The sequence below is a fragment of the Psychromonas sp. MME2 genome, from assembly GCF_040566515.1.
In the GTDB taxonomy this organism is placed as follows: Bacteria; Pseudomonadota; Gammaproteobacteria; order Enterobacterales; family Psychromonadaceae; genus Psychromonas.
Genome location: NZ_JBEWXI010000012.1, coordinates 170,231 through 195,113, shown reverse-complemented (window position 1 = coordinate 195,113; position 24,883 = coordinate 170,231). Strand labels below are relative to the sequence as shown.

Sequence of the window (24,883 nt, the reverse complement as noted above, 5' to 3'; positions counted from 1 at the left end):
ATTCCTATAACCTGTATACTCATGACTCTTTTTCCATTGAACAACGTAAAGGATGTTCATTTTGTTGCGCGTAACGGCTGACCTGAGCAACTTTTGTTTCTGCTATCTCAGCTGTAAAAATGCCACAAACACCGACACCTTTATAATGAACATTAAGCATAACTTCAGTTGCCTTTTCATGGTTCAAACGGAAAAAACGTTGCAATACCTCAATCACAAAATCCATTGGCGTGTAGTCGTCATTATGCAGCAACACATTATATTTTGATGGAGGAACTAATTCTGTTTTAGAACGCTCTATCGTTGCCGATTCATGGCCTGTTTTAGTACTATTTTTATCGCTCATGTTTAAGTCTAGTCTTATTTACTAAAGTTAGGTGAAAATTAATATCTCGTCAAAAAACGATTTAAATCACAGGTTAATCGTTACTTTGCCAATGTGCAAATAGTAGCGATGGTTAAATCACAAAAATCGAATATTTGCCCCTAAGCAAACTTAATATTTTCAGCATTTTTTATGCCCTATCGCTTAAAAATAATAACTAAATAGAAAGCATTTGTCTGCAATCAAAAAATGTGTAAATTTTAATCAAAAGCACTTTTTATTTCCTATGTTTAATACTAAATATTGTATGGGAAGACCTATTCCTATGACCTTATACCAATTCGCATAATATTATGGTCATCGATTGTTGAGGAAAAATGATAGAGAGCAAAGCACATGGTTGAGTAATAGCGCAGGCTATTACGATTGAATGCAACGCTGTTATCTATTATTTGAACCAACAAGATAGATCCGGTACTTATGCGGATTAGTATTAACTAATAACCAATGGGAGGCATTATGAACATTATACCAAGAGAGCAATGGTTTAATATGAATCACTTCTTTGATGATTTATTTGAACATAATCAATTGTCTCACAAAAATGGTTTCTTTGAACCACGCGTTGATATCATTGATAAAGAGGATCACTACGTATTTATTGCAGACCTTCCCGGTGTCGCAAAAGAAGATGTTAATGTGCAATTTAATAATGGCCTATTAACAATGGAAGCGAAAATAAGCGAAGAAAGCAATTCCGAAACGGATAAAATCATCCGCAAAGAGAGAAGAACTGGCTCCTTTAGCCGTACTATTAACTTAGGTGATAATATCGATTCTGGACAAATAAGCGCAGAGTTTCTTAATGGCGTATTGAAAGTGACTGCGCCTAAACAACAGAAACAATCAAAGGATACCGTTAAAATAGCTATTTCATAATCACCGAATGAAAAGAGGAAAAGGAGATTCCTCTTTTTATCAAACATCCTCAGGCAAAAAACTTCGTGTAACAAAACCGTCACAAAGGTGACATGACCGTGTCATCTTGATCCCTATAATGGGGCTAATCAACCGTTTTTTTTATTTCATCAGCGAAAACCAATCGCTCTGCCAATGAGGGCTTATTGACAGAGTAGTTGCAAAGTAATATCAATCAGGATATTTAATGTCAGAACAAACAGAAGAACTAGCTTTAAACCCGCTATTTAAAGAACAATTAGGTTTATTACAAAGCGCCACTAAAAGCGCATACAATATACAGCTTTCTGTCGATAAAATGATACACGACCCAAATTATCGGCAGACTGTATTAGATGAGTTAAGTGAACTAAATAATGCAACACTAAATCAATATATCCATGTTCTGCAACGTACCCCGGTTTACATAAAAAAAGCAAAAAAAGCATTTTCTTTACATGAATTACCTTCACTCAGCCCAGTCATGCCCGCCAAAAACAAGCCAAGTAAGAAACCACTCAGTTCTGAAAACATTGATGAAAAACCCTTTAACATTAAGGTGTTAATCGCTATTTCACTCTTATTTTTAATCACGTTCATTGCTTGGCAACAGGGCTATTTACATATTTCACTAAAACAACAAAACGGTTTACATAGACAAAGCGAATTACCACTTAACCACTCATATTCAAGCGCATTAACCACAGTTCAAGGTGCACATTTAATCGCAGATCAGCTCACTAGTGCGGCGATAAGTCATGTCAACGAACCTCAACCGCAGCCTGAGAAACTGACCCTGCCCAGTGAAGAACGAACGATCAGTTTACGATTACATGGTTCCAACACCATTGGTGAAAACCTAGCGCCAGCCCTACTGGAAGCCTATTTAAAAAATAAGGGCGTTAAAGAGATGCATTGGGTGCAAGGTGAAGCTCAAGTTGAACGAGAGCTGCAATATATTGAAGATAATAAGATTAAAGCAATTCAATTACATGCACATGGTTCAACCACTGGCTTCAAAGATTTATTTCAACGACAAGCTGATATCGCTATGTCATCACGAAAAATCAAAGAGAAAGAGAGAGTAGCATTACGCCCTAACAACGGCGACCTAGGATTAGCAAGCCAAGAATATATTATCGGTTTAGACGGATTAGCGATTATAGTCAACCCAACGAACCCTATAACTGGGCTGACAAATGATAAATTAGCTAAAATATTTTCAGGTGAAATAACGAATTGGTCTGAGTTAGGCGGTGCAGATAGCCCAATTAACCTCTATGCTCGCGATGAAAATTCAGGGACATGGGATACATTTAAAAATTTAGTATTAAAACCCAATCAACAAAAATTAGCCGATAACGCACGACGCTATGAATCTAGCAATGAACTTTCCGAACAAGTCGCCGGAGATACCAGTGCGATTGGATTTATTGGTTTACCCTATGTTAATAATAGCAAAAGCCTCGCCATCGCCGAGTCGCAAGGAAGTATTTCCATCTACCCAACACACTTTACAATCAGCACAGAAGATTACCCCCTTGCGCGACGCTTATACCTCTATCTTCCGGTCAATGGCAGTGATTTGGCAAAGGGCTTTGCGGACTTTGCTGCCTCCCATGACGGGCAAATAATCGTTGAAAATGAAGGGTTAATTTCACAAAACATTAAACTAGAGAGTGTCTATCCCATTAAAAGTGCCCCCGATGTTTACAACAATTATACCGATATTGCTAAACGTCTTTCAGTCAACTTCCGTTTTCAAACTAGCAGTGACGAGCTTGACAATAAGAGCAAACGGGATCTACCGCGATTAGTACAATATATGGAAAACAATCCGGGTAGACGCATCGCCTTAATGGGCTTTTCTGATGCTTTAGGCGATAGCGCTAAAAATATCAAACTTTCACTTGCACGCGCTAAAATGATTGAAAATGAGTTATTGGCAAGAGGAATTAGTGTCGTCGCTGTCGAAGGCTTTGGTGAACAAATGCCCATAGCCTCAAATAGCAACGCATTAGGTCGAAGTAAAAATCGACGCGTGGAAGTTTGGTTTTTTTAAAATTAACAGGAGATCAAGATGGACAGCCATATTATGCAAAAAATAGAAGTAACACTGATCACCCTATTTATGAGCTTTGACGGGCAACAATTAGAGATTAGTAAGCAAAACATTATGGCATCACAACGAAAATTGAGTGATGCAGTACAACAACTACTACTCTTTATGCAACAAAAAGAGATTGGCTATGAACCTTTTTTATCTAGCAAATGCCAGCCAATTATCGATTTTCAAGACGCTCCATTAGCGAAACAGCAAGCACTTTTTTTATGCGCAGATAAATTATATGATTTTTTTAACCGCATTCCCCTTGTCGAAGCGCATGTGCTCAACAATAAAATTCACACGGCACAACAAATTGCTCAACAAAACAAGCAATCGACACAGTTACAACAAACGCATATCGTGGAATTTAGCCATTATAAAAAACCATTATCTATCGCTGAGGTAGAAAAAATTATAAATCTAAAACAGTTTTTAGAGAGCAATGACAATGAAAGCTATCGGGATTATTTTTATCAACTTCATCAGGGAGAGCTAGCACTCGTGACCGATCCCAATAAGTATCAAAAACCGATGCTGCTATATAGCGAGTTATCACCGTTACAACAACTAACGGCACAGCAGCTAGTGAACGGATCGCGTCAAAAAAAGGCGATAATGCAGTAGAAAGTGAGAACAGATACTTATACCAATAAGCTTAAGATCTGATCTATCTTGTTGGTTAAAATAATAGAAAGCTGCATTGCATTCAATCGCAATAGCTAACGATTACTCAATTATGCGCCTTACTCTCCATCATTTTTCTTCAACAAGCCCAGATCACAATATTATGCAGAATAATGCAATTACCTACGGGATGATCTAAAAAAAAGAGGTAACACCTTATAGGGGCGACCTCTTTTTATTATGAGAAATGAACTAATTAATAGACCTAAGGCTTTAAAATAACCTTAACTGAACTATCAAGATCAGCCTCATCAATATAACCTATCGCATTAGGATTTGCAGCGACAGCCGCTTTCATCGCAGACGCTGATGAGACCGTTGCAGGCGGATTTCCCTTACCGGTAAAAACTTGCTTCGACCAGAAGGCTTTTAACTGAGACTCTGATTTCCCCGTTACCACAGAGTGGAATTCAGTACGAGTTGCATCACCTTCATCTAGTTCATAAATCACCAGTGAAGTATCCCCTTTTCCTAAGAACAATTTTTTGGCTTCACCTAATGATATATCACTCGCGGCTGGATTACCTATAACCACCACCCCTGCTGAAACAGAGAAAACAACGCCAAATACGAGCGTTAATACTAATAATAATTGTTTCATTTTATCGCCCCTTAAAATACCGCGTCGAACTTAACTGTGTAGACAAATGTATCATCGAGCATGAATGAACCAGTCGCAGGATTATATTCATTACCAGATAAACCACCGGAGGTATCACCAAAATCAGTGGCATAGGTTAAATCAAATTTAATAGCCACATTATCAATAGCATCCCAACGAACACCTGCGCTATAAGCTGTTCTTTTATCATTTAATGCAAGATTTAGCGGCATTGAGGTTCTTTTGTCGTTGTCGGTAGTTTTCATGTAAGCGACCGTTGTATAGGGCGTAAATACATCAATACGATAACCTAATGTCAAATATCCTGACTCATGATCGGCAAGCAAGCCATCAACTTTTACTTTTGTCCATTCTGTAACAGCAAGGAATGAACCATTATCGTAACTACCACCGATTCCTGTAAATGTAGCTTGCTCATCTTCGACAGGTAAAGCCCCACCGAAGACAGCGCCATCTACATCAGCTTGTCCATATACAGCGCGGACAGTCCAGGTGAGATCAGTCCAGGCTGCACTCCCCCTATTAAGTTAGAAAAATCTACATTAATACTATCTTCATTAACATTCGATTCACCACCAAAGGCTTGCAATGTTAAGGTTGAATCGTCAAATTCGATATCATAAGCAATATCACCACCTGTATATGAAGTAAAAATGACATGGTCATAAACTTCTTTTGGTGGACGGGCAAAGGGTTGAGCGTAGCCAACATCTAAGTAATCAGAATACATAAATAGAGGCACACGCAACTTACCACCTCGTACCTTTACACCATTATCCAAACGGTACGATAAATACGCCCATTCCGCTTTAACATCCCAATCATCTTCACCTTTCATCAGAAGCTGCAAAACAGCCTGAGTTTGATTATTGATATTAAAAGAGCCTTGAAAGCCCATTTTACTATCTTGAGAAAAATCGGCACTGGAGGTTGCGCCGTTATAACTGGCTCGATTATTTGAACTGATATAAGCACCACTGATAAATCCATTAAAATTAAATCTATCGACTAAACTATTGGTTTGGTGCGCTTGTAATGCCTTAACTTGTTGCTCTAATTGTGCAACTTTTGCATCCATCATTTCGTCAGCCATCCCTGAGACTGGCACGAAGGCAATAGAAATCGCCAGTGGTAACGTTTTCAAATTAAACTTCATTATGTAACTCCCTGTAATATTAATTATTATTTTTCTTATACTTTAAATTGATTGGTGATAATTTGTAGCTGTTGACTTACATTTTGAATATCGAAACTAATCCCTCCCATATCTTTAGTGGTTGTTTGTACTTTTTGTGAATTAGATTGAATGTCAGCAACATATTTTTGAATTAACACAGAGGTATTATTTTGCTCTTCAGTGGCAGCTGCAATCTGTTCGTTAACTTCGCTTATCGCACTGACTTTCATGTTAATGCTGGTTAATGCTGTTCCTGCTCGCATCGTTGATTCAACGCCATCATTTGCAGTTATCACACCATGCTGCATGGCTTGAACAGCTTGCTTCGATGATGTTCTAAGTTCCTGTAACACCTGCTGAATCTCTTGAGTCGACGCTTGAGTACGAGAAGCCAATGTTCTCACCTCATCAGCAACGACAGCAAAACCGCGCCCCTGTTCACCCGCTCTAGCAGCTTCAATTGCGGCGTTTAATGCAAGCAGATTAGTTTGATCCGCAATGCCTCTGATAGTGTCTAAAATATCATTAACATTGTTCGTAAAAGCATCGAGTTTATTGACGACTGCAGCGGTAGTTTGTACTTCACCTGCGAGTTGCTTAATTGTAGCCACCGCTTCATTAACCACTACGGAGCCATTTTGTGCTTCTTTATGGGCCTCATTCGCCTCATTAGAAGCATTGGCGGCGTACTCCGCGATATGCGTAACACTAATAAACATTTCATTCATCGCATGCGATATTTTTTCAATAGCGATATTTTGCTCATTTACGCTCAACTCACTATTTTTTGTCCCCTTTAATAAGGTATTTGATACCTCACTAAGGCTATCAGTCGTATTTTTAGTATCGGCGATTGAAGATTGCAATTTTGATACAAACTGATTAAACCAACGCACTAATTCAGCTATTTCATCTTTACCGTCATACTGAATACGCGAACGTAAATCACCCTCACCTTCGGATATATTTTGTAATGACATAGTGACACTTGACAGTGTAGAGGTAATTGAGCGATTAACTAAAAATCCCACTAAAATCATTAATAACGTAGCGATAACAGCAATTATCATCATGGACATTTGCGCACTATCAGATTCAGTATTGGTAATTTCAATACTTTGAGTAAAAAGGTCTTGAAACTCTCTTAGATTACTCGCAAAGTTTTTAACCAAACTCTGGTAGCGCTCTGCATTACTAGCTGCTTGTGCTTTAATCGCATTAAAATCCACGTCATCAGCTAAAAAAGCACTAACTAATAATTCTGCATTTTTATGGTAAGTTACTACGTCTTTTTTTACTTGCTGCATGGTATTGGTTTTTTCTGGCAATAACTGACCAATTTGATCTAAGTTAGTACTAATCTGATCGACCATTTTTTTTACGGTTTGTAAATTTTCTTCTTCACCCGTCGTTACCGTTGACTGAATAATCTGATCTAATTGAATGAGTAACCCTTCATTGATCGTCGCAAGATTGAGCACCGGATAAAGTTGATTTTGCAGAGCGTTTAACCTAGCTGCATTATTTGCAGTAGTCATGTTATTAATAATGACTGAAATGATAAAGGAGGCTAATGCAACAAACGTTATCATGTTAATACGGTGTTTAATTTTTAAATTTGAAATTTTCATTTTTCACCATTACTTCGTCCATAAAATATGAGGGTACTGTAATGTATAAATCATTTTTTAGGAAGTTAGAGGTAAAAAAAAACCGTGCTATAGAGAATTTATGACATGTAAATTAGAATTTATGATATGTAAGTTAGCATTCGTTGACCAAGCCAGCGGAATTTCAAACACGAATACCTAATGACTTACATAGCTCCCCTCATCTTTAAGGTTTATACTTTCTCAAAGCGATGTACGACTTGATTACTACTGCCTCGCCACTGCAAGTTTGGATCGGCAAGCTCCTTAATAAACTTACCATCTACCAGCACATCAATCAGCGCAATAATTTCTTGCTGTTGTGGATTAAGTTCCGCTAATGTATAGCCAGTCCATAGCCATATATTTTTATCGACACACTCATTTTTAACACGCTTAATCAATGCCAAAACCTGTTCGATATTTGCTGGATGCAGAGGATCACCACCGGAGAGGGTTAACCCCGCTCTTTTTATGCGTGTGTCATTAAGGTCTTGAATTATCTGATCAGCCAACTGCTCGGTAAACAACTCCCCAGCGTCGGGCGAGAGGGTTGACTGATTATAACAACCTTTACAGTGATGAATACACCCAGAGACAAATAGTGTACAACGCGTACCTTCACCATTGAGTACATCAAGCGGATAATATTTACTGTAATTCATACCGGCGAATTCCTAAAAGCAAAACACCCCACGTTAAGCGAGGTGTTTTTATCTTGCTGTTATTAAATATAAAATTTAAAGGTGTTTAACGCGACGCTTCACTTCTTCTTGCTTGCCTTCATTAAATGGGCGCGCATCGGGGCTACCTAGGTAGCCACATACACGGCGTGTTACCGCCACTTTTTCAGAGTCGGAGTTACCACAACTAGGGCATACAAACCCTTTACTGGTACAGTCAAATTCGCCATGGAATCCACACTCATAACACTCATCAATGGGGGTGTTAGTACCGTAATAAGGGACGCGTGAATAGCTGTAATCCCAAACGTCTTCTAACGCTTTAAGGTTATGTTGCATATTTGGATATTCGCCATAACAGATGAATCCACCGCTAGCAATCGCAGGGTATGGCATCTCAAAATCAAGTTTATCATATGGATTCGCGATTTTTTCAACATCCAAATGGTAACTATTTGTATAATAGCCTTTATCGGTCACCCCATCTAAAACACCAAATTGCTTCGCATCTAAGCGGCAGAAACGGTCACATAAATTTTCTGAAGGCGTTGAGTATAGACTAAAGCCATAGCCAGTTTCCGCAGTCCAACGTTTAGTCGCCTCTTTTAAATAACTAATGACAGCAAGTGCTTTTTGTTGTTTTTCAGTGTTATCAAATAGGTGATCATCTGTACCGTACAATGCATTAATTGTTTCATGTAAACCGATGTAGCCCAATGAAATAGAAGCGCGGCCATTTTTAAATATATCGGCAACACAATCATTGGCTTTTAAACGTACCCCACAGGCACCTTCCATATAAAGGATAGGAGCAACACTGGCTTTCACTTCCGACAACCTTTCAATACGCGTATCTAATGCTTTTTTCGCCAAGGCTAAACGACTATCTAATAATTTGTAGAACTGTTCTTCATCACAGCCAGATTCAAGAGCAACACGAGGTAAGTTAACACTTACAACGCCAAGATTATTACGACCATCATGGATCAGCTCATCATTTTCTTTATAGGCATCCAAGAAACTGCGGCATCCCATTGGGGTTTTAAATGACCCAGTGACTTCCACCACTTTATCGAAATTCAAAATATCTGGGTACATCCGTTTTGAGGCACATTCCAATGCCAATTGTTTAATATCGTAGTTGGGATCGCCCTGTTTATGGTTAACCCCCTCTTTAATCGCAAATACCAATTTAGGGAAAATGGCGGTTTTGCGATTTTTACCCAAACCAGCGATACGAATTTTAAAGATCGACTCTTGAATTAAACGCGCTTCCCAACTGGTGCCCAATCCTAAACCAAAGGTAACAAAAGGCGTTTGACCATTAGCCGTATGTAAGGTATTCACCTCATACTCGAGTGACTGGAAGGCGTCATAGCACTCTTTTTCTGTCTGTTCAGCAGCATAGTTTTGCGGCTCGGCAATATTCCACTTATTAGCTATCACAAGATGTTTTTTATAACTCATGCTGACATAGGGTGCGAGCGTAGTATCAATCCCATTAATAGTGGTTCCACCATAAATGTGGCTAGCCACCTGTGCAATAATTTGTGCCGTAACAGCCGTCGCCGTTGAAATTGATTTTGGCTCCTCAATTTCAGCATTGCCCATTTTAAAGCCCTGCGTAAACATCCCCTTTATATCGATCAACATACAGTTAAACATTGGGAAAAAAGGCGCATAATCTAAATCGTGATAATGTAATTCACCTTTATCGTGCGCACGCACCACATCGCGAGGTAATATATAAGATTTAGCATAATGCTTAGCGACAATCCCCGCTAAGAGGTCGCGCTGGGTCGGGATAACTTTACTATCTTTATTGGCGTTTTCATTTAGTAATGCGGCATTGCTTTGCTCAATCAACCCATAAATCTCACTATTTAAGTGACTTTTACGTTCACGGGCAATGTCTCTATCGTGACGATATTCAATGTAAACACGGGCTAATTCACTATGCCCACTTTTCATTAAACAAACTTCAACGGCATCTTGAATATCATGAATATCTACTTCAACCTGCCCCTGCAATTGCAACTCGACTTCCGCTGCAATGGCAAAAGCGTCAACGCCTTTACAACGCGCTGCGCCCGATGCTTTTAAGATAGCTTCCGCTATACGCAAGGAATTAAATGGTACTTGACTTCCATCTCGTTTAATTACAACAGGTTTCATCACAACGCTCCAAAATCACCAGCAACATACTATATATTGTGGGTGCGCATGATACATAACACTAGATATTGAGCCTTGATATAAATCAATTTTCAATTCAGGTGATAATTTAGTATCTTAAAATTGCTCATCGACTACATTTTTGATGATTTTTTGTTGCTATTTTAAGAAGGCTTTTAGATAAAATAAAAGGCTGATAGTAGCCACTATCGCTGTATAAGTGATAACAATAAAAGCGTAACGATTAACTTTATAAAATGCACTATTTAGACACTGACCAGAAGGTATTTTATTGCTATTATAACAAGTTAGAGTTAACCACGCATTACCCCTATTTTTCCAGTGGAATTAAATTGTTATGAACGATTATTTTTTACTTTTTTTTGGCACAGTGTTAGTTAATAACTTTGTTTTAGTAAAGTTTCTTGGCTTATGCCCTTTTATGGGTGTCTCAAATAAAGTTGAAACTGCCGTTGGCATGTCCTTTGCGACGACCTTTGTTTTAACATTAACAGCAGCATTGTCCTATGTCGTCAATACTTATTTACTGATACCACTCGACTTACTCTATCTACAAACGTTAAGCTTCATATTAGTGATCGCAGTGATTGTGCAATTTACAGAAATGGTAATGCATAAAACTAGCCCAACGCTATACCGTTTATTAGGCATATTTTTGCCCTTAATCACCACCAACTGCGCTATTTTAGGTCTCGCGTTACTAAACATAAATGAGCAACACAATTTTGTGCAATCCATTATTTATGGTTTTAGTGCTGGGGTTGGTTTCTCCTTGGTCTTGGTGCTATTTTCATCCATGCGCGAGCGCCTCGCTGCGGCCGATGTTCCTTTACCTTTTAAGGGCGCATCGATAGCAATGATCACCGCAGGGTTAATGTCACTTGCCTTTATGGGCTTTACAGGCCTAATTAAGTAATAGAGAAAGATATAATGATAACAAACATTGCTATCGCTATTTTGTCATTGGGGGTACTCGGAGCCATTTTTGGCGTGCTACTGGGATATTCATCATTACGATTTAAAGTTAAAGAAGATCCTATCGTTGAAGAACTCGATGCCATCTTACCACAAACACAGTGTGGCCAATGTGGTTATCCCGGTTGTAAACCCTATGCGCAAGCCATCGCAAATGGCGATGATATTAATAAGTGCCCCCCGGGCGGTGATGCTGTTATGCGTCAACTTGCTGCGCGTATGGGCGTTGAACCGAAAGAGTTAGAAGGTGAAGAAAAACCGAAATTGGTTGCCTTTATTCGTGAAGATGAATGCATTGGTTGCACGAAATGTATTCAAGCTTGCCCTGTCGATGCCATTTTAGGCGCAACTCGGCAGATGCATACCGTGATCAGCGATGAATGTACAGGCTGTGAACTCTGCGTTGCTCCCTGTCCAACTGATTGTATTGATATGATTCCAATTGCTTTAACTACACAAAATTGGCAATGGGATCTCAACCGTATTCCAACTAAAAACAGTATTGAGTCTTAGTATGTCAATAATGCCTATCAATCTACTTAGCGACGATCAACTCGCACTAATTTCCTCTGGCAAACAGTGGTCATTTCATGGGGGGATTCATCCTCAAGAAAATAAACAACAAAGTAACCAAACTGCCATTGAAGATGCGGGTATTCCTCCCTTTTTAATCATTGCCGTTGAGCATAAGGGCCACACTCCTGAGTTATTAGTAAAAGTTGGCGATCCGGTTTTAAAGGGGCAACCATTAACCAAAGTCTATGGCGCAATGGTGACACAACATGCCTCTAGCTCAGGAACCGTGCATGCAATAGAAAAACGTACTGATTTACATCCATCGGGACTCCCCGTTCTCTCAGTGGTGATCGCCACCGATGGTTTAGATAGGCATGTAAATTATGAGAGATGTGAGGATTACCAAGCACAAGCCAATGTCCAACTCATTGAAAAAATTTATCAAGCTGGCATTGTGGGTTTAGGTGGCGCGGGTTTTCCAACGCATTTAAAACTGTTTCATAAAGAAGGTATCAAACTGCTTATTATTAACGCAGTCGAATGTGAGCCTTATATCACCGCAGATGATCGACTAATGCAAGAGCATAGTGACGAGATCATCAAGGGGATACAAATATTACAGCATATACTCAAACCAACACTGACCGTTATCGCCATTGAAGATAATAAACCACAAGCAACATTGGCATTAAATGAAGCAGTGCAAAAAGTCGCAGTTGAACAAGAAAGTAACATAATCATTCGGACCATTGCGACACGCTATCCTTCAGGCAGTGAAAAACAGCTAATCGAAATTATTACCGGTCAACAAACGCCCCATGATAAGCACCCGACTGACCTTGGCATTGTCATGCAAAACGTTGGCACCGTGTTTGCGATTAAAGAGGCAATCATTGATGGTAAACCACTTATTTCCCGTATTGTCACCTTAACCGGCGATGCATTTTCTCAAAAAGGCAATTTGAGTGTCCGCATCGGTACCCCTATCCAATATTTACTCGATAGAAATAAATTTGATGAGAAACAGGCAGAACAATTAATTATTGGCGGGCCGATGATGGGCTTTTCGATTAGCCATAGCAACATTCCCGTCAGCAAAATATGTAACTGCATTCTTGCAGCAACGACAAAAGAGCTTCCTGCTCCACCGCCAGAGCGAGCCTGTATTCGCTGTGGGGAATGTGCACAAGTCTGCCCAGTTCAACTATTACCACAGCAACTTTTTTGGTACGCAAAGAGCAAAGATCATGGCAATTTAGCGGAATATAACCTGTCAGCCTGTATCGAGTGTGGTGCCTGCGCCTTTGTTTGCCCAAGCAATATTCCCTTAGTGGAATATTATCGCGTCGCCAAAGCTGAAATAAAAACGGCAAAAGAGGAAGCACAAAAATCAGAAAAAGCCCGTCTACGTTTTGAAAAACGCGCGGCACGATTAGAGCAAGAAAAAAGAGATCGCCAAGCAAAACACAAAGAAGCGGCGCAGAAACGTCAACAGCAACTTAAACAGCAAAATGGTGGGGAAGACCTTATCGCAGCTGCATTGGCTCGCGCTAAAGCGAAAAAAGAAGCAAGCAACGAAGGCACTGAAGCGCCAACAGGCGATACCCGCAAAGATGCCGTGGCAGCGGCTGTAGCCCGTGCGAAAGCGAAAAAAGAAGCGAGTAACGAAGGCTCCGCAACACCAACAATCGATACCCGCAAAGATGCCGTGGCAACGGCTGTAGCCCGTGCGAAAGCGAAAAAAGAAGCGAGTAACGAAGGCTCCGCAACACCAACAATCGATACCCGCAAAGATGCCGTGGCAGCGGCTGTAGCCCGTGCGAAAGCGAAAAAAGCAGCGAGTAACGAAGGCTCCTCAACACCAACAAGCGATACCCGAAAAGATGCCGTGGCAGCGGCTGTCGCCCGCGCTAAAGCAAAAAAAGCGGCGAATGTGGAGGCCGCTTCCCAAGATCGTAATAACAGCGCAGTTGATGAACAGCAAATCATTGCTCAAAACCAAGCGGCAATCACTGCACGTCAACAACGTAAAGAGCAAGCTCGTTTAAAAAAACAACAAAAACAAGCGGAACAATCGGACCAGAATATGGAGCCAGCAATAGCACCAGCATCGTCCGATGAGCAAGAGAGCCACGCAGAAAAAACGCCCGATGATAGTCGTAAAGCAAAAATCGCAGCCGCTATTGCTCGTGCAAAAGCGAAAAAAGCCGCAGCAGAGGATCTTTAGAGATGGCATTTATTAATTCCAGTTCACCACACCAACGTATTCGCCGTAGCACCTCGCAAATAATGGGGTTAGTCACCTTATGTTTATTACCCGGCATAGCCACGCAAAGCTATCTCTTTGGTATAGGTAACCTATTGCAAATAGCCTTAGCCTGTTTAGTGGCATTGCTAAGTGAAGCATTCGTATTAAAGCTCCGCAAACGCGCTATTATTCATACCCTAAAGGATGGCAGTGCCTTGGTCACCGCCATTTTAATTGCCATTTCCATTCCGCCTTTAGCACCTTGGTGGATAGTCGTTATCGGCACCCTATTTGCGATAATTTTTGTCAAACAGCTATATGGGGGGCTAGGTAATAACCTATTTAATCCTGCGATGGCAGCTTACGTGCTGTTACTTATCTCATTTCCCGTGCAGATGACATCTTGGATCCCAGTACAATCGCTACATCCATTTACGTTAAGCTTTATGGATCAAATAAACACCTTTATTAGCGGGTTTACACTCGATGGCTATTCCGTCAAACAACTTAGCATTAGTGTTGATGGTTTAACCATGGCAACCCCCCTTGATACCGCGCGCACAGCACTCAACTCAGGGCATACCATCACTGAATTACTGCATAGCGCCGAGTATAAACACGCCTCATGGCAAGCGATTCAATGGGTTAATGTGGCCTTTTTAGTAGGTGGATTAATCATGCTCAGCAAACGTGTGATCCATTGGCATATCCCAATCAGTTTTCTAGCGGGTATATGCGTATTTTCATTTATCGCCTTTGCTTATAATCCGGATCTTAACATATCCCCCATGTACCATCTTTTTTCAGGTGCCACCATGCTCGGCGCTTTCTTTATCTTGACCGATCCAGTCACGGCATCCACCACCGCAAAGGGGCGAGTTTTATATGCCCTGCTAATTGCGCTAATTGTCGTTGTTATCCGTAATATCGGGGGCTACCCCGATGCCGTTGCCTTTGCCGTTTTACTGGGTAATATGTGTGTCCCACTCATCGACTATTACACACAACCCAAAGCCTATGGGAGAGTTCGCTAATGATTCCAACTATCACTCGTAACGGTTTTTTATTAGCGGCGTTTGCCATCGTTTGTACAGCATGCGTTGCCATTGTAAATGCCTTTACTACCCCGATTATTGCGGTTCAGGAGCAAAAAGCATTGATCAAAATCATTAACCAAATCATCCCTGAAAGCAGCTACAATAACGATGTATTCAGCACTTGTTTTAACGTCAGTGATGATTTACTAGGTGCAGGCGAGCAGCAGCAGGTATTTATTGCCAAAAAAAATAACGTGCCCGTCGCAGCCATCTTAGAGACCACCACCTTCCGTGGTTATTCAGGTGAAATCAAATTAGTCCTCGGTGTTTATACTAATGGCAAAGTCGCGGGTGTACGCGTTATTCGCCACTCAGAAACCCCCGGACTTGGCGACAAAATTCAAACTAACAAATCCAAATGGATCTATTCCTTTGATGACACGATCTACACTCCTAGCGACGATAAGCAGTGGGAAGTAAGCAAAAATGGCGGTAACTTTGATGCCTTTACAGGTGCATCGATCACCCCCAGAGCCGTTGTCTTAGCGGTCAAGGATGCCTTGATCTACTTCGATAAAAACAAAGTCAATTTGTTAAATCAACCAGCAAACTGTGGAGCATAATAATGAGTGAACCGTTAACATCCCCTGCCGACACAGAAAGCAACGCAGCCGCAAACACAGCCCCCAGCTACAAAGAGCTGATGCTACAAGGTTTATGGAAGAACAATCCCGGTATCGTGCAATTATTAGGGCTCTGTCCACTACTGGCAGTAACCAATACCGCAACTAACGCCTTAGGTTTAGCGCTTGCAACACTGTGCGTCTTAGTGGCATCAAACAGCTTGATCTCCTTGATCCGTGCGCATGTTCCGAAAGCGATCCGAATTCCGATTTTTGTCATGATCATTGCCTCCCTAGTCACCTGTGTGCAATTACTAATGAATGCCTTTACCTATGAACTCTATTTATCTTTGGGTATTTTTATCCCATTAATCGTCACCAACTGCATCATCATTGGCCGCGCCGAATCCTTCGCCTCGAAAAATAGCGTAAAACATGCCGCCTTTGATGGTTTAATGATGGGATTAGGTTTTGCAGCCGTTTTGCTACTATTAGGTGCGAGCCGTGAACTGCTCGCTCAGGGGACACTCTTTGATGGTATTGAAACACTGCTTGGCGAGTGGGCTACCTTTATGACACTTCAGGTTTATCATAGCGATAGCCATTTTTTACTGGCCGCTTTACCACCGGGTGCCTTTATGATCATGGGGTTAATTATTGCGCTGAAAAATTTTATCGATAAATAAGTATTATAAATGAACAAAATAAAACGCCTAGAAATATTAACACGCCTGCGAGATGCCAATCCGCATCCAAAAACAGAGCTCAATTACAGCTCGCCCTTTGAATTATTGATCGCGGTTATCTTATCAGCACAGGCAACCGATGTTAGCGTCAATAAAGCCACGGATAAACTCTACCCCGTCGCCAATACCCCTGAAGCGATTGCCGCATTAGGGGTCGATGGGCTGAAAAACTACATTAAAACCATTGGCCTATTTAACAGTAAAGCAACCAATGTTATTAAAGCCTGTGAAATGTTAATAGCACTGCATAACAGTGAAGTACCCGAAAATCGCGAAGCTCTAGAAGCGCTACCCGGTGTCGGACGAAAGACCGCCAACGTAGTACTCAATACCGCCTTTGGCTGGCCCACCATTGCCGTTGATACCCATATTTTCCGCGTTAGCAATCGCACTAAGCTGGCGATGGGACAAAATGTCGACCAAGTTGAAGAAAAACTACTAAAGGTCATTCCTAGAGAGTTTAAAGTGGACGTACACCACTGGCTAATACTACATGGGCGCTATACCTGCATTGCGCGTAAACCGCGTTGTAGTTCTTGCCTGATAGAAGATTTATGCGAATACAAAGATAAAACAGAAGAGTAAAAAATAACTCCCCTGCCACATCGCATTAAGCGATGAAATATGGTTGTAAGGTCGAGGATTAGGGGCTGTACTTCAATCCGCATAGTGCGAGTATCATGCCTATCTCAAATCAAAAATTGAAGAGTTGAACCTGACTGTTTTGCTTATTGTGGGCAGCCTATACTATACCCATGTTACTAGACATCACTTAATTTAAGCTTCTTTGAGGATTTTATAACCTTTACTATTTAGCCAAATTTCGGCATCGGCTTCTGTTTTAAAAAACCCACTCTTAGTAGTAGGAAGCGCCGTTTGTAACTCTCTTAAAATATGCTCTTGGATAACTTGAGAGCAAACAACGGCTTCGTGCATTTGGTTGTTTTTTGCACACCAGTGATTAGTATCCAAAATGGGTCCCCATACTTCCGGACCACCTAATCCCCACTGCGTTAAGTCAATTAAGCAGGCCCAGGGGTTATCCGTAATTGTTGATGCAATTTGCATAAATTCCTTGCACATATTTTCAGAGGTTTCTCTATTCCAACTCGATATAAAACGGACAATAATCACTTGCTCATATAGCTCAATTTTATAACTTCCATGCTCTTTCATCATTTACCCTTTTCGATACAAAAACATCTTCTTAAATAACCCCAAAGACAATTTGCCACCTCAGCCTTATACAAAAGGAAAGCGCTATATATAAAAAGAGACCTCTATCACTTTCTTTCTGAAGCCTAATATCAATTACAATAATAGGCTAATCTATTTTTGTTTAAAATAATTTATTTTTTCATTAAATTTTTCGTGAAGAGAATAACCATTTACGAAAAACCCACGTTGAACCAAACTCTTTCTCTATAAGATTTATTTAATGGTACAACTGTAAGTTAACGGGATCATGCCCTGACCGTACTGCGCGTATCAGCCCAAAATAATATCAAAATTAAAGATCAAGCTCTGACCGTTTACATGGACAAACAATATCGCAATATGAACTTACTGATTATACTAGCCACTACTACCAAGCAGCAGGCCGTGAGAATATTAGTTTGCCTGAATATTTTAATCAGCTGAAATCCAAAAATAGTAATTAGATGCAAAGCCCGTTAGTCATCCCAATAGGGGGTATCACCATAAAATTGACTGGCAAAATCAATAAAACTACGTACTTTCCCTGCTAGAAAAGTTCTGTTGGCATAAAGCGCATAAAGTGCCAAAGGTGGGGATCGTAACCGATTAATATCTGTTGTAATTTACCCTCTGCCATTGCTTCACCTGTAATAAAAGTAGGTTGTATGATGAAGCCTCCCCCATAAATAGCGGCATTGACTAAGAAATCCCCATTATTGGTCACTATCTTCTCTTTTAATCTCAGTTTCTTATATTCAATATCAAATTTAGAAAAATCATATCTTGGTCTGAACCACTGTATTTTAGGTAGCTATGTCCCTGAAGTTCCGCTGCCGTATTCGGTGTGCCATTTTTTGCGAGGTATTCTGGAGGGGCACTGATTGTTAATAGACCAGAAATATTTTGGTGTAGGTTAGTTAATGCCCCCTCCATCTCTTCAATATCATCTAAAATTTGTTGGCAACGGTGGTAATACTCCATCCCCGCTTCAGTTAAGCTGACTTTACGTGTCGTTCTATTTAATAAGCGAATATGTAATTTACTTTCTGAACTAATACACTTTATGAGTGCTCCGGCTGCCGCTGAATTCATGGGTCATATAGATGCTTCAACAATGAATATGAAGCGCTACTCAAAATAAAGCTTCTGTATAAGCACATTGGTTGCATTTACAAACCATGTGCTTAATTAATACAGTTTTGTCTAAATTGCAGTGACAAGTATGACGTTAAACAATCTATTTTTTATCATACTTATATACTGCAATTAAATTATCTCCTGCTACTTTTTAACGTATAAATTGTGTATCTAAATGCGCTTTATATCGCGCTACGTCGCCCTCGATGCTTGGGTTTTTAATAACATCATTGCTCATAAAAGTTTCAAGCGGTGACATGCCTAAAAATTGATGTGCTTTATGCATTGCCATATAAACACCATCGACACCAGCACCTTCAAAAAACTGCTTAGGATCAGTAAATGATTCTGCGGGCGCATTCCAAGTAACTGAAAGCATATACTCTTTCCCCTGTAGTAAACCACCAGAGCCATATTTGTGATCACTGTTTTTACGTGTTCTGCCATCACTTTGGTACAAACGACCATGCCCATTAGTGAATACTTCGTCGATATATTTTTTTACAATCCACGGAGCCCCCATCCACCATGCGGGTGTTTGTTGAATAACAGTATCTGCCCAAACCCACTTTTGTATTTCCTCTTCAATATCATAACCATCTTCAATTGTCGTTATTTGAATATTATGACCTAGCTGTGAGAGATGCTGGTGTGCGGTATCTGCCATTGTTTTGTTGAGCGCACCTTTCGAGTGCTCAAAGGTTTTAGCGCCATTTATAATTAAGATGTTTTTCATTGTTATCGACCTTGTTTAAGCTTGTTATTTTCAAATTTAGGGTAAGACTGCGTATTAACATGATGCAGCTCGGATAACATTTGATGCGATCACTTTTTTATCTGTCTGTAGACTTCAGTAAAATCTAACTTAACTGATTAGGATGCGTCAAGGGGGTTAGCGTTTTACTAGCAAAAGTTAACGGGCACTGACAGCCTTTACTGTGCTTCGACTCACATTACAACTGTAAATTTGACACAATGAAATTTTTTGTCTACTAAAATGCTATAATCCTGTTCGTTTCATTCTTTCATTTTTATAATAATCAAAATAACTTCTAATATTAAATGGAATTAGCAGTTATTTAATACATGGATACAGCTAATATGTTAACAAACCTTAAAAAAACATCCATCGTTCTACTATTTGGATTCGTTTTAACAGCATGTGGTAGTGGTGGTACGTCAAGTCCTTCTGAAGTCGTTAAGGGACCTGATGCCGATAATGATGGAATCAGTGATGCACTTGATCAGTGTCCTGATACAGTTGCTGGTACAGTCGTAGATGAAACCGGTTGCGACTTTGAATATGAAGGCGACGAGATTAATGTGAATAATGCCAATCCTGCTTGGCCTTCTTTTACGACCTTTAATGATACAACGCCTGCTGGTAAAAAATGGCAAAAAGTTGAAAACTTATCCGATGAATTTGCATCTTGGGATGCATCAAAATGGCAAAAGACAACTTGGAATTATGGTAATACCCCTGTATTTATGCAGAATCAAAATTCAGGAGTGACAGCCGGTAATCTTTGGATTAAAGCTACGTTAAACGAAGAAAGTAATGACGCAATCGGAAAAACTGCTGATCAATGGTTTGAATCCTCTCGAGTGCGCTCTAAAGCTAAAATAAAGTTCCCGATGTATACAGAAAGCCGCATTAAAGTAGCAAATATTTCAGCTTACAGCACCTACTGGTTAAATAATGGTGACATTAACAATCGTGATGAGATTGACATCATTGAAATTAATCCAGCGCCAACCTATACAGGCACCCGAGGTGAATACGTATATGCGGACTACCCATGGGAAATGCATTCTCAGTATTTCATTGTGCAAGGTGGAGAAGTAAATACTGAACGTGATAAAGGTAACTCGATTAACAAGCCTGATGACAGTGACTTATCGGCTAACAATACATTACATGGCGTGCGTTGGATCGATGATTACCATGTATTTGGTATGTGGTGGAAAGATGAACACAATGTACAGTTTTACCTCAATGGCGAACCTGTTGGTAGTGTGCAAACAATCACAGCTTTCTCACTTGAACAGTCTATTATCTGGGATTTGTGGACACAGGATTCAAATTGGATTGGTGGTCTACCTGCGAAGAATGATTTATTAAATGATAATAACAATACAATGAAAGTGGACTGGATCCGTACTTGGACGTTAGTTGACGAATAAAGTTGTTACTTAAGTGTATTAGCTCAGACTATAGTGCCATTAGGGGCAGGTCTTTAATTCTGATTCCCAATGACGTTGGACTACCTTTTATATATGTTCAATGATTGACAAGGGATCTTATGAGCCGCCCTTTACGATTAGAGTTTGCTGGTGCACTTTATCACATTACTTCCCGTGGAAATGGTCGAAAAATATCTATTTTGAGAAGTGCCATTAAGGCCATCCATTAGTTAGCTCCTGTCAAACTCTTCATCACACACCTATTCTTCTCAGTATAATTGCATCGCTCCTTTTCTTACGGCTTCACAAAGCTACCTTGACTTTAAGTTGCATTGTATTTGATATTTTTCAATTGTTTGAAGTGAAACAGTAAATTTATAAATTTAGCATTGTATGATTGCCAACTTTGTTAAAACAGCTCAATTCTGCGTTGTCAGTTTTGTAAAGAAAATTACCACTTACTGTAACTAACGCATTGAATTTAGATGCTTTTTCTACACAAATTTTAGACCGCATACTTAATATATTTAGTATTATTTTTTCCATCTCCCTACATAACTATAAGGAACATAGTAATGAAGTCGACCTTTAAAAAGGCCATTCTCACAAGTAGTGTACTTTGCTGTAGCTTATTAAATGTTCAAGCTGTACAAGCAAAACCCTACGACTTTTCAAATTTTTTAAATGATATTAAACAAAAATTTGAGCAATTTTCAGCGTCTAATCCACCATTTCACTGGCATCTTCCAAAACGTAAAAGTGATGTCAGAGATGAAGTCTTTTATTTTGTCTTACCCGACCGTTTTTATAATGGTAACCCTGGTAATGACACCAGCATAGATAGCAAATTCAGCGAAGATGGTTTTGATCCAACTAACCGTAAATATTACCATGGTGGTGATTTAGACGGGGTACGTAAACAGTTAAGTTATCTTCAAGGTATGGGTATCACTTCTATTTGGTTAACGCCTGTATTTGAAAATCAACCTGTACAAGGCTCTGGTGAGACAGCTTCTGCTGGTTACCATGGTTACTGGATAACTGATTACACTAACGTGGATGCACACTTAGGTGGCAATGCAGCATTAGAACGTTTAGTAAAAGCGGCACATCGCCGTGGTATGAAAGTGTATTTAGATGTGGTGCTTAATCACACTGCTGACGTTATTGCATATGATGAATGTCATAACGCAGATGGCACACTGTTGGATGGCCTATCAAACTGCGCATACCGAACTATCGAAGAAAGCTTAACCAATGCTTACACGCCTTTCATTCCCGCAGGAAAAGAAGAATATAAAACACCGTCATGGTTGAATGATCCAAGCATGTATCATAACCAAGGTGACAGTAGCTTCTCTGGTGAAAACTCACTCAATGGCGATTTTTATGGTTTAGATGATTTGAATACGGAAGATCCTCGTGTTGTTGATGGCATGATTGAACTGAGCAAATTGTGGATTGATAAATTTAATATTGACGGTTTACGTGTAGATACAGTTAAGCACGTGGGTATGGAATTTTGGCAACAATGGTCACCTGCAGTACAAAAATATGCAGCAAGTGTCGGTAAAGAAGATTTCTTTATCTTTGGTGAAGTATTTAGTGGTAATGCCTATGAGACATCTACCTATACTACAACTGGGAAATTGCAATCGGTTCTAGATTTTGGTCTTTATTACCCAACTATGCGAGGTGTCACTCAGCCATCAAACAATACTGACTTTAGCTATATCTTTGGCCTTGATGACCTTTATACCGATGCGGATTCTGATGCAAGTACGCTAATGAACTTTGTTAGTAACCATGATGTGGGACGTATTGGTCATCATATCAATACTAGCAATCCTACTGCGACTGATGAAGAAAAATTAGCGCGTACTAAGTTAGCGCATGCCATTATGTATTTTGCTCGAGGTATTCCTGTTATTTACTTTGGCGATGAACAAGGTTTCACAGGCCAAGGTGATGGTGAAGGATCTCGTCAAGACATGATGCCAAGTTTGGTTGCGGAGTATAATGCAGACTCTTTAATTGGTACCGATGCAACAACGGCTGATAATAACTTTGACCGTCGTCATCCATTGTATAAAACCTTTAAAAACTACAGCCATATTTATAAGTATCACAAAGCATTACGTCGCGGTGTTCAAGTTGAGCGTTTTGTAGAAGAAGGTAATGGTATCTATGCGATGTCTCGAGTTGATCCAGACACTAACCGCGAATACTTGGTTGCATTTAATACAGCAACAACGGAAAAAGAGTTCACGATTGCAGGAACCAGTAAAGCATACGACTCAATATGGCCTAATCGTCCTTTGAGCTACGTAAAAACAGATTTGCAAGGTAACTTAAATGTGACTGTTCCCGCACTTGGTTTTGTTATTTATAAAGCTAGAACGGCAATGCCTGTCGTTGAAGAAAAACTGCAACTTAGCTTTGCTTCACCAATTAACGGCGCAATTGTTAATGGTCAAGTTGAGTTAAAAGTAACGGTTAGCAGTGACGTTGAACAAGTTTTACCTTTATACGATGTGAGTTTTGAAGTCAAAGTTGACGATGGCGAGTGGACTTCTTTAGGAACTGATAAAAACCCTGATTACCGTGTATTTTGGGACAGCAGCAACATTGAATATGGAACGACTGCAGAAGTTCGCGCAACAGCCACCAATAAAGCAGGTCAAAGTGTTTCAATTGTGCAATCATTAACTATTGATACAGTAGAAGGCTTAACTTTATTCTTCAAGAAGCCTGCTAATTGGACTGAAGCTAGCGCATATTGGTATGACTCTTCTATCGCAGCACCTGCTTGGCCTGGTTTACCAATGCTAGCCGCTGGGGATGATTGGTACCGTGTCGCATTACCTGAAGGTGTTTCTTCTGCAACTGTTATCTTTAATAACGGTGGCAATGGTGCTCAAACAGATAGTCTGCCTCGCAATAGCGATGGTTGTTATGACTACGACAATGCTAGCTGGTCAGATAACTGCGCAGCTCCAATGACGGTTTATTTCCAGAAACCAGAGGCATGGGCTGATGATATCCATGTACATCACTGGGGAGAATCAAATACAGATTGGCCTGGCAATGCAGCTGAAAACCGTGGTGAAGGTTGGTTTGCATATACGTTCCCAGCGGGAATTAACGCAAGTGACTTAATCTTCAATGATAATAACGGCAACCAGACTGCTAACCTTTATCGTGAAGGCGCTGGTTGTTTTGTTGCTGATAGTTGGATCGACTACTGTGAGGTACCAACGGGTGTTGAATCTGATAATGGTCCACTTGCTGAACTTGTCTTTCTTCGTGGCGGCATGAATGGTTGGGGAGCGATTGATCAATTTGAGTATTTAGGTAATGGTACTTATGAAGTCATTATGCTTATTAACAATGAAACTGGCGCACCAGTAACACATGAGTTTAAAGTAGCTGATAGCGCTTGGAGTGCGGGCACTAACTTTGGTGGTAATGGTGATGCAATTGTATGGGGAGAAGCTTTTCCTTTATATGACGGTAGCTCAAATAACTTCAGTTTAACCGTTGCGACAACGGGTTACTTCAAATTTAGCATTGATGCTAATAATGAAGAGTCTGTTCCTCTGATGACAATTACACCACTCGGCCCTTATCAAGTTCCTTTATACGTTCGTGGCGGTATGAATGGTTGGGGAACAGATAATCCATTAACTTATCAAGAAGATGGTAGCTACCAGTTTAGCTTAACGCAAGGGGCTTTATTAACTGAGCCACTATTAACGGTTACTTACTAATCGTTAAGTAAAGATATTAAATAAGAAGGTTAATTGATGAAGCCCAATCG

At 40.1% G+C, this 24,883-nt stretch carries 23 protein-coding genes; 12 read left to right on the top strand and 11 right to left on the bottom strand.

Annotated features, from left to right (window positions below; all coding sequences use genetic code 11):
- Positions 1 to 19: 19 nt before the first annotated feature.
- The gene (gene clpS / locus AB1A03_RS11180) at positions 20 to 346 is read right to left on the bottom strand and encodes an ATP-dependent Clp protease adapter ClpS (RefSeq protein WP_354624729.1); all 327 of its coding nucleotides are present in this window, start codon (positions 344 to 346) and stop codon (positions 20 to 22) included.
- A gap of 498 nt (positions 347 to 844) precedes the next feature.
- Here clpS and AB1A03_RS11175 point away from each other — a divergent pair, with 498 nt between their 5' ends.
- The 3 genes from AB1A03_RS11175 (at position 845) to AB1A03_RS11165 (ending at position 4,013) form a co-directional block, all read left to right on the top strand.
- Entirely contained in the window at positions 845 to 1,264 is a 420-nt protein-coding gene (locus AB1A03_RS11175) for an Hsp20/alpha crystallin family protein (protein ID WP_354624728.1), read from the top strand.
- Between the two features lie 226 nt (positions 1,265 to 1,490).
- Positions 1,491 to 3,344, top strand: a complete 1,854-nt coding sequence (locus tag AB1A03_RS11170) for a phosphate ABC transporter substrate-binding/OmpA family protein (protein ID WP_354624727.1) — start codon at positions 1,491 to 1,493, stop codon at positions 3,342 to 3,344.
- Between the two features lie 18 nt (positions 3,345 to 3,362).
- On the top strand, positions 3,363 to 4,013 hold the full coding sequence (locus AB1A03_RS11165; protein WP_354624726.1) for a hypothetical protein: 651 nt from the start codon (positions 3,363 to 3,365) through the stop codon (positions 4,011 to 4,013).
- A gap of 265 nt (positions 4,014 to 4,278) precedes the next feature.
- Here the strand turns inward: AB1A03_RS11165 and AB1A03_RS11160 are convergent, their stop codons facing one another.
- The 6 genes from AB1A03_RS11160 to nrdD all read right to left on the bottom strand — a co-directional run bounded on the left by AB1A03_RS11160 (position 4,279) and on the right by nrdD (position 10,379).
- A complete protein-coding gene (locus AB1A03_RS11160; protein ID WP_354624725.1) occupies positions 4,279 to 4,674 on the bottom strand; it encodes a phosphate ABC transporter substrate-binding protein in 396 nt (131 codons plus the stop codon).
- A gap of 11 nt (positions 4,675 to 4,685) precedes the next feature.
- Positions 4,686 to 5,021, bottom strand: coding sequence for a hypothetical protein (locus AB1A03_RS11155; RefSeq protein WP_354624724.1), 336 nt, complete (start codon positions 5,019 to 5,021; stop codon positions 4,686 to 4,688).
- A 128-nt stretch (positions 5,022 to 5,149) separates the two neighbouring features.
- The gene (locus tag AB1A03_RS11150) at positions 5,150 to 5,851 is read right to left on the bottom strand and encodes a hypothetical protein (RefSeq protein WP_354624723.1); all 702 of its coding nucleotides are present in this window, start codon (positions 5,849 to 5,851) and stop codon (positions 5,150 to 5,152) included.
- Between the two features lie 35 nt (positions 5,852 to 5,886).
- Positions 5,887 to 7,503, bottom strand: a complete 1,617-nt coding sequence (locus tag AB1A03_RS11145; protein WP_354624722.1) for a methyl-accepting chemotaxis protein — start codon at positions 7,501 to 7,503, stop codon at positions 5,887 to 5,889.
- A 212-nt stretch (positions 7,504 to 7,715) separates the two neighbouring features.
- On the bottom strand, positions 7,716 to 8,186 hold the full coding sequence (gene nrdG / locus AB1A03_RS11140; RefSeq protein ID WP_354624721.1) for an anaerobic ribonucleoside-triphosphate reductase-activating protein: 471 nt from the start codon (positions 8,184 to 8,186) through the stop codon (positions 7,716 to 7,718).
- 75 nt (positions 8,187 to 8,261) lie between these two features.
- Positions 8,262 to 10,379, bottom strand: a complete 2,118-nt coding sequence (gene nrdD / locus AB1A03_RS11135; RefSeq protein WP_354624720.1) for an anaerobic ribonucleoside-triphosphate reductase — start codon at positions 10,377 to 10,379, stop codon at positions 8,262 to 8,264.
- A gap of 358 nt (positions 10,380 to 10,737) precedes the next feature.
- On the opposite strand from nrdD, the gene rsxA reads away from it, so the two are divergent.
- The 7 genes from rsxA to nth all read left to right on the top strand — a co-directional run bounded on the left by rsxA (position 10,738) and on the right by nth (position 17,130).
- The gene (gene rsxA, locus AB1A03_RS11130) at positions 10,738 to 11,316 is read left to right on the top strand and encodes an electron transport complex subunit RsxA (RefSeq protein WP_354624719.1); all 579 of its coding nucleotides are present in this window, start codon (positions 10,738 to 10,740) and stop codon (positions 11,314 to 11,316) included.
- Positions 11,317 to 11,330: 14 nt separating this feature from the next.
- Positions 11,331 to 11,888: an electron transport complex subunit RsxB gene (gene rsxB / locus AB1A03_RS11125; RefSeq protein WP_354624718.1), complete on the top strand. Its 558-nt coding sequence runs from the start codon at positions 11,331 to 11,333 to the stop codon at positions 11,886 to 11,888.
- A gap of 1 nt (position 11,889) precedes the next feature.
- The gene (gene rsxC, locus AB1A03_RS11120) at positions 11,890 to 14,118 is read left to right on the top strand and encodes an electron transport complex subunit RsxC (protein WP_354624717.1); all 2,229 of its coding nucleotides are present in this window, start codon (positions 11,890 to 11,892) and stop codon (positions 14,116 to 14,118) included.
- 2 nt (positions 14,119 to 14,120) lie between these two features.
- Entirely contained in the window at positions 14,121 to 15,173 is a 1,053-nt protein-coding gene (rsxD, locus tag AB1A03_RS11115; protein WP_354624716.1) for an electron transport complex subunit RsxD, read from the top strand.
- Complete coding sequence (gene rsxG, locus AB1A03_RS11110; RefSeq protein ID WP_354624715.1) at positions 15,173 to 15,799, top strand: electron transport complex subunit RsxG; 627 nt, start codon at positions 15,173 to 15,175, stop codon at positions 15,797 to 15,799. Before rsxD ends, rsxG begins: the two co-directional genes overlap by 1 nt.
- Before the next feature lie 80 nt (positions 15,800 to 15,879).
- Positions 15,880 to 16,485, top strand: a complete 606-nt coding sequence (locus tag AB1A03_RS11105) for an electron transport complex subunit E (protein ID WP_502945966.1) — start codon at positions 15,880 to 15,882, stop codon at positions 16,483 to 16,485.
- A 9-nt stretch (positions 16,486 to 16,494) separates the two neighbouring features.
- Positions 16,495 to 17,130, top strand: a complete 636-nt coding sequence (nth, locus tag AB1A03_RS11100; RefSeq protein WP_354624713.1) for an endonuclease III — start codon at positions 16,495 to 16,497, stop codon at positions 17,128 to 17,130.
- Between the two features lie 192 nt (positions 17,131 to 17,322).
- On the opposite strand, the gene AB1A03_RS11095 is transcribed toward nth, so the two are convergent.
- The 4 genes from AB1A03_RS11095 to AB1A03_RS11080 form a co-directional block, all read right to left on the bottom strand.
- Positions 17,323 to 17,721 (bottom strand): hypothetical protein, encoded by a 399-nt coding sequence (locus AB1A03_RS11095; RefSeq protein WP_354624712.1) that lies wholly within the window; start codon positions 17,719 to 17,721, stop codon positions 17,323 to 17,325.
- A 568-nt stretch (positions 17,722 to 18,289) separates the two neighbouring features.
- Positions 18,290 to 18,466 carry a type 2 periplasmic-binding domain-containing protein gene (locus AB1A03_RS11090; protein WP_354624711.1) on the bottom strand — a complete coding sequence of 59 codons (177 nt, stop codon included), beginning with the start codon at positions 18,464 to 18,466 and terminating at the stop codon, positions 18,290 to 18,292.
- 17 nt (positions 18,467 to 18,483) lie between these two features.
- The gene (locus AB1A03_RS11085) at positions 18,484 to 18,834 is read right to left on the bottom strand and encodes a LysR family transcriptional regulator (protein ID WP_354624710.1); all 351 of its coding nucleotides are present in this window, start codon (positions 18,832 to 18,834) and stop codon (positions 18,484 to 18,486) included.
- 196 nt (positions 18,835 to 19,030) lie between these two features.
- The gene (locus AB1A03_RS11080) at positions 19,031 to 19,615 is read right to left on the bottom strand and encodes an NAD(P)H-dependent oxidoreductase (RefSeq protein WP_354624709.1); all 585 of its coding nucleotides are present in this window, start codon (positions 19,613 to 19,615) and stop codon (positions 19,031 to 19,033) included.
- A gap of 365 nt (positions 19,616 to 19,980) precedes the next feature.
- On the opposite strand from AB1A03_RS11080, the gene AB1A03_RS11075 reads away from it, so the two are divergent.
- Together AB1A03_RS11075 and AB1A03_RS11070 are read left to right on the top strand one after the other, a co-directional pair.
- Positions 19,981 to 21,063, top strand: coding sequence for a LamG domain-containing protein (locus tag AB1A03_RS11075; protein WP_354624708.1), 1,083 nt, complete (start codon positions 19,981 to 19,983; stop codon positions 21,061 to 21,063).
- Positions 21,064 to 21,638: 575 nt separating this feature from the next.
- A complete protein-coding gene (locus AB1A03_RS11070; RefSeq protein ID WP_354624707.1) occupies positions 21,639 to 24,833 on the top strand; it encodes an alpha-amylase family glycosyl hydrolase in 3,195 nt (1,064 codons plus the stop codon).
- Positions 24,834 to 24,883 lie beyond the last annotated feature (50 nt).